General features: G+C 73.0%; 6 protein-coding genes. 4 read left to right on the top strand and 2 right to left on the bottom strand.

Annotated elements, in window-relative coordinates; genetic code table 11:
- A partial coding sequence (locus E1284_RS34655; RefSeq protein WP_481726443.1) for a preprotein translocase subunit SecA occupies positions 1 to 842 on the top strand: 842 nt, incomplete at its 5' end.
- 53 nt (positions 843 to 895) lie between these two features.
- On the opposite strand, the gene E1284_RS34660 is transcribed toward E1284_RS34655, so the two are convergent.
- Positions 896 to 5,554, bottom strand: a complete 4,659-nt coding sequence (locus E1284_RS34660; protein ID WP_131944385.1) for an Lhr family helicase — start codon at positions 5,552 to 5,554, stop codon at positions 896 to 898.
- Positions 5,555 to 5,673: 119 nt separating this feature from the next.
- Here E1284_RS34660 and E1284_RS34665 point away from each other — a divergent pair, with 119 nt between their 5' ends.
- Positions 5,674 to 6,942 (top strand): alpha/beta hydrolase, encoded by a 1,269-nt coding sequence (locus E1284_RS34665; RefSeq protein ID WP_131944386.1) that lies wholly within the window; start codon positions 5,674 to 5,676, stop codon positions 6,940 to 6,942.
- A 10-nt stretch (positions 6,943 to 6,952) separates the two neighbouring features.
- Positions 6,953 to 7,147, top strand: a complete 195-nt coding sequence (locus tag E1284_RS34670; protein ID WP_131944387.1) for a DUF3046 domain-containing protein — start codon at positions 6,953 to 6,955, stop codon at positions 7,145 to 7,147.
- 21 nt (positions 7,148 to 7,168) lie between these two features.
- On the opposite strand, the gene E1284_RS34675 is transcribed toward E1284_RS34670, so the two are convergent.
- A complete protein-coding gene (locus E1284_RS34675) occupies positions 7,169 to 8,038 on the bottom strand; it encodes an ATP-grasp domain-containing protein (protein WP_131944388.1) in 870 nt (289 codons plus the stop codon).
- Positions 8,039 to 8,283: 245 nt separating this feature from the next.
- Between E1284_RS34675 and recA the strand changes: the two genes are divergently transcribed.
- The gene (recA, locus tag E1284_RS34680; protein WP_131944389.1) at positions 8,284 to 9,393 is read left to right on the top strand and encodes a recombinase RecA; all 1,110 of its coding nucleotides are present in this window, start codon (positions 8,284 to 8,286) and stop codon (positions 9,391 to 9,393) included.
- The last annotated feature ends 229 nt before the right edge of the window (positions 9,394 to 9,622 follow it).

The following is a 9,622-nucleotide window of genomic DNA, read 5'->3' on the forward strand; positions in this document are numbered from 1 at the left end:
CCCCCGGCACCGCGCCCGCCGACACCCCCGGCTCCGACCACGACCGCGTCGCCGAGGCCGGCGGCCTCCTCGTCATCGGCACCGGCCGCTACCACAGCAGCCGCCTGGACGACCAGCTCCGCGGCCGCGCCGGGCGCCAGGGCGACCCCGGCGCCTCGGTCTTCTTCACCAGCCTCCAGGACGGCCTCGTCACCCGCTACGCGCCCGACGAGAAGAGCAAGGCCCCCTCCGACGACGACGGGCTCATCACCGACAAGGGCGCGCACTGGATCGTCGGCCACGCCCAGCGCGTCGCCGAAGGCGTCGACCTCGAACTGCACCGCAACACCTGGCGCTACAACCACCTGATCGGCCTCCAGCGCCGCGACCTGCTCACCGAACGCGACGCCGTCCTGCGCGGCGACGCCGCCGACAAGGCCATGGCCTCCTCGGCCCCCGCCAAGCACGCCGACCTCACCGAGACCGCCGGCGCCAAGGCGGTGGCCGCCGCCGCCCGCCAGATCGTCCTCTACGAACTGGACCGCTGCTGGGCCGAGCACCTCGCCTACCTCGCGGACCTCCGCGAGGGCATCCACCTGCGCTCCCTGGGGCGCGGCCTCGACCCCCTGGTCGAGTTCAACCGCGAGGCCGTCCCCGCCGGCAAGCGCCTCCTCGCCGAAGCCCGGAAGCGCTCAGTGGAGACGTTCGAGACCCTCACCGCCACCGAGGACGGCATAGACCTCGACGCCGCCGGCCTGAAGCGCCCGTCCGCCACCTGGACCTACCTGGTCCACGACAACCCCTTCGGCTCCCTGGACGAACGAGCCCTGCGGGGCCTGATCAACATGTTCAAACGCCGCTGACCCACCACGGCCCCCAATCCCGCCACGACCATGGCGGGACCCGGTAGCTGCCATCAGGAGCGTAGGCGGAGGCCGCGGGGGGTCGGGTGGAAGCCTGCTGCTTCCAGGGCGGCGGCCAGGGGGGAGTCGTTAATCGACTCGCCGTCGGCGCGCTCGACGGTCAGTCTGCCGAGTGCGCCCTCGCGGACGGCGAGGGCCAGGGCGTCGACCGCCGGTTGCCGGACGTCCGGGTCGTCGTCCCAGGTCAGGAGGGTCTTGCCGCCGCGTTCGACGTAGAGGACGAGGCGGCCCTCGATCAGGACGACCAGCGCGCCCGCCTTGCGGCCGGGCTTGTGGCCGCCGGCGACCTCGTCGTCGCGGCCCGGCCAGGGCAGGGCCGCGCCGTAGGGGTTGGCGGGGTCGGCGGCGGCGAGGACCAGGGCGCGGACGTCGGGTTTGCGGGGTGTCTCCCAGAGTGCGGAGATGTCGTCCGGGGGCGTGGTCGCGGGACGGAGGGCCCGGAGGCGGTCGACGGCGCCCGGCAGGGCGAACTGCGCGGCTCCCAGGCCCTCGACGAAGTAGCCGCGGCGGCAGCGACCCGTCTCCTCGAACGCGCGCAGCACCGGGTAGACGGCGGAGAACCCGCCCGGAGTGCGTTCGGCGGCGACGGCGCCGCGTATGACGATGCCGTACCGCTCCAGGAGCGCCTCGGCCAGGGCGTGGGAGCGCAGAGTCGCGGTGGTCTCGCGTTGGGGGAGCGGCCACCAGCGTCCGGCGACCGTGGGCGGACCCGTCCGGGACGGCAGGACGGGACGTCCGCGGCGCGTCGTCCGGGAACGGTGCGCCGGACGGCCGGACCCCAGCGCGGCGCGCAGCGGCGACATCGTGTCGTTGGTGAGGCGCCCCGACCAGACAAGGTCCCAGACGGCGGTGACCAGGTCGGCGTCATTGGCGGTGACGTCCTGGTTCACCCGGTCGGACAGCGTGCGGAAGAAATGCGCCCCGCCGTCGCCGAGCGCGTCCAGAACCGCCCGGTGCACGGGCGTCATGGTGATCTCCGCGGGTTCCGGCATGAGGAGCGGCGCGGTGTCGGCCAGGTAGAGCGCCACCCAGCCGTCGCCTCCCGGCAGGCCGCCCTGGCCGGCCCACACGACCTCGCCGGCGGACGTGAGCTCGTCCAGCATCGCCGGGGTGTAGCCGGGGACCCGGGACGGCAGGATCAGCGACTCCAGCGCCGAGGCGGGGACGGCCGCGCCCTGCAGTTGCTCGATCGCCTGGACGAGCGCGTCGACGCCGCGCAGCCGCGACCCGCCCGCGATGCCGTGCCAGGCCGGCAGGAAACGGCCGAGCGACTCCGGCGGGGACGGCTCGACCTCGGCGCGCAGCCGGGCCAGGCTGCGGCGGCGCAGCATCCGCAGGACGCCGGCGTCGCACCATTCGGTCGTCAGCGGGCCCGCCACCGCCTCGACGGGCAGGAACTCGCCCTCGACGACGCGTCCGGCGCCCGCCAGCCGGCGCAGCGTCTCGGTCACCACGGCGACGCCGAGCCCGAAGCGGGCGGCGGCCGCGTCCGCCCGGAACGGCCCGTGCGTACGCGCGTAGCGTGAGACCAGGTCGCCGAGCGGGTCGTCCACCGGTTCGAGGAACGCCTCCGGGACGCCCACGGGCAGCGGCGCGCCGAGCGCGTCGCGGAGCCGTCCGGCGTCCTCGATCGCGGCCCAGCGCTCCTGTCCGGCGATCCGGACGCGAACGGCCCGCCGCGTCCCTTCGAGCTCCACCAGCCACCGCCCCACCCGCGCGACCGCCTCCGCACCGAGCCTCTCCGCCCGGTCGACGTCCGCGGGAGGGACGCCGTCCGGAGGGAGGCCGTTGGGGCCGGTGTCGGTCAGGGGTGCGTCGGCGGGGAGGGTGCGTTCGGCGGCCTCGGCCGTGGTGAGGGGGCCGAGGGTGCGGAGGAGGTCGGCGACGCCCTCCAGGTCGCGGGCGCGGCGGTCGGCGGCCAGGCGCTGGAGTTCGCGCTCGGTCTCGGCGACGGCGTCGAGGTCGAGCAGCTCGCGGAGGTCGGCCTGACCGAGGAGCTCGGCGAGCAGCGCCGAATCGAGCGCGAGCGCCTGGGCGCGGCGTTCGGCGAGCGGCGAGTCGCCCTCGTACATGAACGCGCCGACGTAGTGGAACAGCAGGGAGCGCGCGTAGGGCGAGGGTTCGGGCGTCTCCACCTCGACCATGCGGACCTTGCGCCCCGACAGGTCGCGCATCAGCTGCACCAGGCCGGGGACGTCGAACACGTCCTGCAGGCACTCGCGCATCGTCTCCAGCACGATCGGGAACGACGGGTACTTGCTCGCGACGGCCAGGAGCTGCGCGGCGCGCTGGCGCTGCTGCCAGAGCGGCATGCGCTTGTCCGGACGGCGGCGCGGGAGCAGCAGCGACCGCGCGGCGCATTCGCGGAACCGGGCGGCGAACAGCGCCGAGCCGCCCAGCTCGTCCACGACGACGCGCTCGACGTCGTCGGCGTCGAAGACGGCGAGGTCGAGACCGGGCGCCTCGTCCATGTCGGGGATGCGGATGACGATGCCGTCGTCGGCGTGCATGGCCTGCGCGTCGACGCCGTACCGTTCGCGCAGGCGGCCCGCGATGGCGAGCGCCCAGGGCGCGTGGACGCGCGCGCCCAGCGGGGAGTGGACGACCATCCGCCAGTCGCCGAGCTCGTCGCGGAAGCGCTCGACGACCATCGTGCGGTCGTCGGGGACGTGCCCGGTCGCCTCGCGCTGCTCGCTCAGGTAGGAGACGAGGTTGGCGGACGCCCACGCGTCCAGCCCGGCGGCGGAGACCCGGTTCCGGGCCTCCTCGGCGGGCAGGCCGGCCAGCTCGCGGGTGAACGAGCCGAGCGCGCGCCCCAGTTCGGCGGGGCGCCCGAGGGTGTCGCCGTGCCAGAACGGCAGCTTGCCGGGCTGGCCGGGCGCGGGCGAGACGAGCACCCGGTCGGGCGTGATGTCCTCGATGCGCCACGAGCTGGCGCCGAGGACGAACACGTCGCCGACGCGGGACTCGTAGACCATCTCCTCGTCCAGTTCGCCGACGCGGGACGACTTCTCCCCTACGAGGAAGACGCCGAACAGGCCGCGGTCGGGGATCGTGCCGCCGCTGGTCACGGCGAGGCGCTGCGCGCCGGGGCGGTCGTGCAGGACACCGGTCACGCGGTCCCAGACGAGGCGGGGGCGGAGCTCGCCGAACTCGTCGCTGGGGTAGCGCCCGGCGAGCATGTCGAGGGTCGCCTCCAGCGCCGAGCGCGGGAGGGTCGCGTAGGGGGCGGCGCGTTTGACCAGGGATTCGAGGTCGTCGACCGTCCACTCGTCCATGGAGACCATCGCGACGACCTGCTGCGCGAGGACGTCCAGGGGGTTGCGCGGGTAGCGCAGCTCCTCGATCTCACCGCCGCGCATGCGTTCGGCCACCACGGTCGTCTGGACGAGGTCGCCCCGGTACTTGGGGAAGATGACGCCCTTGGACACGGCGCCGACCTGGTGCCCGGCACGTCCGACCCGCTGGAGCCCGTTGGCCACCGACGGCGGCGACTCCACCTGGACGACCAGATCGACGGCGCCCATGTCGATGCCCAGTTCCAGGCTGGACGTCGCCACGACCGCCGGGAGGCGGCCCTCCTTCAGAGCGTTCTCGATGCCCGCCCGCTCCTCCTTGGACACCGAGCCGTGGTGCGCTCTGGCGATCTCCACGGGCGCGCCCCTGGCCGCACCCGCCTGCGCCATCGTGGCGGCGGGGGAGTGGTCTTCGGGCAGGGGCTCGCCCGTCGCGCGCTCGTAGGCGAGTTCGTTCAGGCGTCCGCACAGCCGTTCGGCCAGCCGGCGCGAGTTCGCGAAGACGAGCGTCGAGCGGTGCGCCTGGATGAGGTCGAGCAGGCGGTCTTCGACATGGGGCCAGATGCTGCGCCGGCGGGGATCGACCGCACCGGAGTCGTCGACGAACTGGCCGACCTCGCCCATGTCCTCCACGGGGACGACGATGTCGAGGTCGAAGACCTTGTCCGACCGCGGCTGGACGACCGCCGCCGGCCGGGTGCCGCCGAGGAACGCGGCCACCTCGCCGGCCGGGCGGACGGTCGCCGACAGCCCGATCCGCTGCGCGGGCCGTTCGAGGAGGGCGTCGAGCCGTTCGAGGGACAGCGCCAGGTGCGCGCCGCGCTTGGTGCCCGCCACCGCGTGCACCTCGTCCACGATGACGGTCTCGACGCCGCGCAGCGACTCGCGCGCCCGCGAGGTGAGGATCAGGAACAGCGACTCCGGCGTCGTGATCAGGATGTCCGGCGGTTTGACGGCGAGCCGGCGGCGCTCGTCGGCCGGGGTGTCGCCGGACCGCATGCCGACCCGGACGCCCGGTTCCGGCAGGTCGAGGCGCCGCGCCGCCTGCCGGATGCCGGTCAGCGGGGCGCGCAGGTTGCGCTCGACGTCGACGGCGAGGGCCTTCAGCGGCGACACGTACAGGACGCGGCAGCGGCGGAGCGGATCGTCCGGGACGGGTTCGGTGGCGAGCCGGTCGAGCGACCACAGGAACGCCGCGAGCGTCTTGCCGGACCCGGTCGGCGCCACGACCAGCGTGCTGTCGCCCCCCGCGATCGACTCCCACGCCCCCGCCTGGGCGGGCGTGGGCGCGGCGAAGGCCCCGGCGAACCAGGCACGGGTCGCCGGGGAGAAGCGTTCGAGCACGTCACCGCCCATGGCGCCATACTGCCTCGCGGGTCTGACAGAACGCGCCGATGTGGCGTGCGTCACGTTGTAAGCAAGCGCTTGTCCGGGCAGGGTCTACGGGGAGGACGCCCACCCCAAGGGAGCTCTCCATGCCCTACGTCCTGCTCGCCCTCGGGATCTCGGTCGCGCTGGCCGCCGCCAACGCGCACGCTCCCCGGCGCAACGCCGTGCTGCTCGCGCCGAGCTTCTTCCTCGGCTGGCTGACGATCGAGATGGCGCCGCACGCGCTCGCCGCCGGCGCCGTCGCCACCGCGCTCGCGGCCGCGTCCGGCGGACTGGACGGCTGGGCGGGCTGGACGGGCCTCGCCCTGGCGCTCGCCGGCATGGCGGGCATCGCGGCCGCGATCGCCGCGTCCCGCCGTACGGTCGTCACCCTGCGCGGCTGCGGCGCGCCCCTCGACCTGGACCCTGAGGGCGCTCCCCGCTACCCCTTGGCGCATCTGGTCGTCCCGCCGCTCTGCCTGATCCCGCGCAAGGGCGTGCGGGTCGACCGGAACATCGTCTACCGGGAGGAAGGCCGGCTGCGCCTGAAACTGGACGTCTTCCGGCCCGCCGAGGACGGTGGGCTCCGCCCTGGGCTCATGCAGATCCACGGTGGTGCCTGGGTCATCGGAGACAAGCGCGAGCAGGGCCTGCCTCTGCTCAACCACATGGCCCTGCAGGGGTGGGTCGGCTTCAACGTCAACTACCGGCTCAGCCCACGCGCCACCTGGCCCGAGCATCTGATCGACCTGAAGCACTTCGTCGCCTGGTACAAGGAGCACGCCGAGGAGTACGGCGCCGACCCCGACTTCCTCTGCGTGACCGGTGGCTCGGCCGGCGGGCACCTCACCGCGCTGGTGGCGCTGTCCGCGAACGAACCGCGATTCCAGCCGGGCTTCGAGGACGTCGACACCTCCGTGCAGGGTGCCGTCCCGTTCTACGGCGTCTACAACCTCGTTGAAGCGGGACCATGGCCGGTCCCCATGGGAGCCACCCACATCATGGAGAAGATGGTGGTGAAGAAGCCGTTCGCCGAGAACTACGAGGTGTACGCACAGGCGTCCCCCGTCTCGTACATCAGCGAGGACGCGCCGCCCTTCTTCGTCATCCACGGAAGCCGCGACTCGCTCATCCCCGTGGCGGAGGCCCGCCGCTTCGTCGAACGGCTCCGGGACGCCTCCCGGTCACCCGTCATCTACGCCGAGATGAAGGGCGCCCAGCACGCGTTCGACGTGTTCCCCTCCTACCGGACGGCCCGCGTCATCGAAGCCGTCGAGCGCTATCTGACGGGACTGCACCGCCAGTACCGCCAGGGGACCGGACCCGCCGTCCCCGGCGAGGTCGTGCAGTCCTTGGAGAAACCCTCCGTCGGATAGCGTGGACGGTGTGCGGCTCACAGTTTTCTGGGATCGAATGAATCAGCAGTTCGGCGAGAGCTATGCCCAGAGCGTGGCCAAGGACTACGTCATAGCGGAGCTGGGCGGCCGCACCATAGAGCAGGCCCTCGCCGACGGCGAGCCGGCCAAGAAGGTCTGGCAGGCCGTCGTCGCCACCTTCGACGTCCCCTCGACCCTGCAGTAGGGGGATCGGCGCCGTAGGGGATCAGTCCGGGACGGGCAGGTGCGCGTAGAGGTCCATCGCGTCCACGGACGACGGCAGTTCGCTCACCTGGCCGTCACCGACCTCCACCACGCGCCAGGCGCCGTCCGTGCGGCGGGCCAGATCGGTCGTGATGAACCGGCAGCCGAGGGCGCGGACGGCCGGGGCCACCGCGTCCAGGTCCGGGTCGGGTTCCACGCCGGGGCTGTCGGGATGGGGGCCCACCAGCGCGGGTTCGCCGTCCACCCACCACACGCGCGCCTCGCCGTCGCCGTCGTACTCCTCGAACTCGCGCACGACGAGACCGCCGGCCAGGTGGTCGTCCCGGAGCGCGACCATCTTGGAGGCGATGTCGTGCAACTGGGCCAGGTTCCGCACGTCCGGGACGAAGCACGCCTCCTCCCATTCGTGCTTGCACGACTTCACGTAGTCCTTGACCACGGCGGGCCCGGGCCGCAGCGGCCGGACCAGCTCGGCCAGTTCGCTGAGATCGCCCGGATCCTGGCCCGTGCCCAGCGGGCGCCACACGCTGTGCGGCGTCAGCCCGGCGAACGTCTCGTGCCAGCCCGGCAGCTCGTGCGCGCGCCTATAGTCGTCCGGGTGCGTCAGCAGGAACGTTCCGCGCCGCTTCAGGGTCGCGGCCATGGCGGCGTACTCGTCCGCCGACAGCATCCAGCCGCGGTACCAGGCCGGGCCCAGGCCGGGGGGCACCGCGTCGACCGCGTCCTCCACGTCACCGCGCCGCAGCGCGTCGTGGTCGATCAGGGCGGTCTCGCCGTAGTGGTCCCCTACGGCCGCGGCCTCGCGGGAGAAATGGGGGTCAACGCGCCGGGGATGGAGCGGATCGACGCAGAAAAGGACGGTCAGCGTCATGATTGGAGCCCTCCGTGGACGGCGCCAGCGTACGGGGTCCGGACCATCGCGCGCACGGCGATTCCCACCCGAATCGCCATACCGGACGATGATCGAACGGATGTTCGGTAGGCTGGTCCCCGGCGCGCGGCGTCATCCACAATCGCGGCGGCGGCTCGAAAGTGTCGGTGGCCCGCCGTAACGTCGCCCTCGACATCGCAACCGGCGGCCGAGAGCCGGCAGTCACGACCGAGAAGGACATCTCAATGGCAGCGAACGACCGGGAGAAGGCTCTCGAGACCGCACTCGCCCAGATCGAGCGGCAGTTCGGCAAGGGATCGGTCATGCGGATGGGCGAGGAGGCGCGCGCGCCCGTCGAGGTCATCCCGACCGGCGCGATCTCCCTCGACATCGCGCTCGGCATCGGCGGCCTGCCCCGCGGCCGGGTCGTCGAGGTGTACGGCCCCGAGGGCTCCGGCAAGACCTCCATCGCCCTGCACGCGGTGGCGAGCGTCCAGAAGAAGGGCGGCATCGCCGCCTTCGTCGACGCCGAGCACGCCCTCGACCCCGAGTACGCGAGCAAGCTCGGCGTCGACATCGACGCCCTGCTGGTCTCCCAGCCCGACACCGGCGAGCAGGCCCTGGAGATCACCGACATGCTGATCCGCTCCGGCGCGATCGACATCGTCGTCATCGACTCCGTCGCCGCGCTCGTGCCCCGCGCCGAGATCGAGGGCGAGATGGGCGACAGCCACGTCGGCCTCCAGGCCCGCCTCATGTCGCAGGCCCTGCGCAAGCTCACCGGCGCGATCAACCAGACCAAGACCACCGCCATCTTCATCAACCAGCTCCGCGAGAAGGTCGGCGTCATGTTCGGCTCGCCGGAGACGACCACCGGCGGCCGGGCGCTGAAGTTCTACGCCTCCGTCCGCCTCGACGTCCGCCGCATCGAGACCCTGAAGGACGGCACCGAGGCCGTCGGCAACCGCGTCCGGGTCAAGGTCGTCAAGAACAAGATGGCCCCGCCGTTCCGCGTCGCCGACTTCGACCTGCTCTACGGCCAGGGCATCAGCCGCGAGGGCGGCCTGATCGACCTCGGCGTGGAGCACGGCTTCGTCCGCAAGTCCGGCGCCTGGTACACCTACGACGGCGACCAGCTCGGCCAGGGCAAGGAGAACGCCCGCAACTTCCTCAAGGCCAACCCCGACCTGGCGGACGGCATCGAGAAGAAGATCAAGGAGAAGCTCGGCATCGGCCCGAAGGTCGACAAGGAGGCCGATCCCGCCGCTCCGGCCGCCGCCCCCGCGCCCGTGGCCGCCCCCAAGCCGGTCACCGCGAAGAAGAGCACCAGGGCCGCCAAGACGGGTGATTCCTGACAAAGAATCCCCTGATCCGGGTGACGCTTGACGAAGAGTAGGCGATGATCTCGTATGCAGGGCGGCGGCGCCTTACCCGGCACCGCACGATCGGTGCGCGGACCTTCCCCGATGGCGCCGCCGCTCCCACGGCCCCGCCCACCGCCCCGCACGCCCGCCGCTCGCCCAGGTGCGGGCGGCCGGTGCGTCCGGCGCCCGGTGCGGCCGGCGGTGCGGAGCCTTCGGGCAC

It is taken from the genome of Actinomadura bangladeshensis (assembly GCF_004348335.1).
Lineage (GTDB): Bacteria > Actinomycetota > Actinomycetes > Streptosporangiales > Streptosporangiaceae > Spirillospora > Spirillospora bangladeshensis.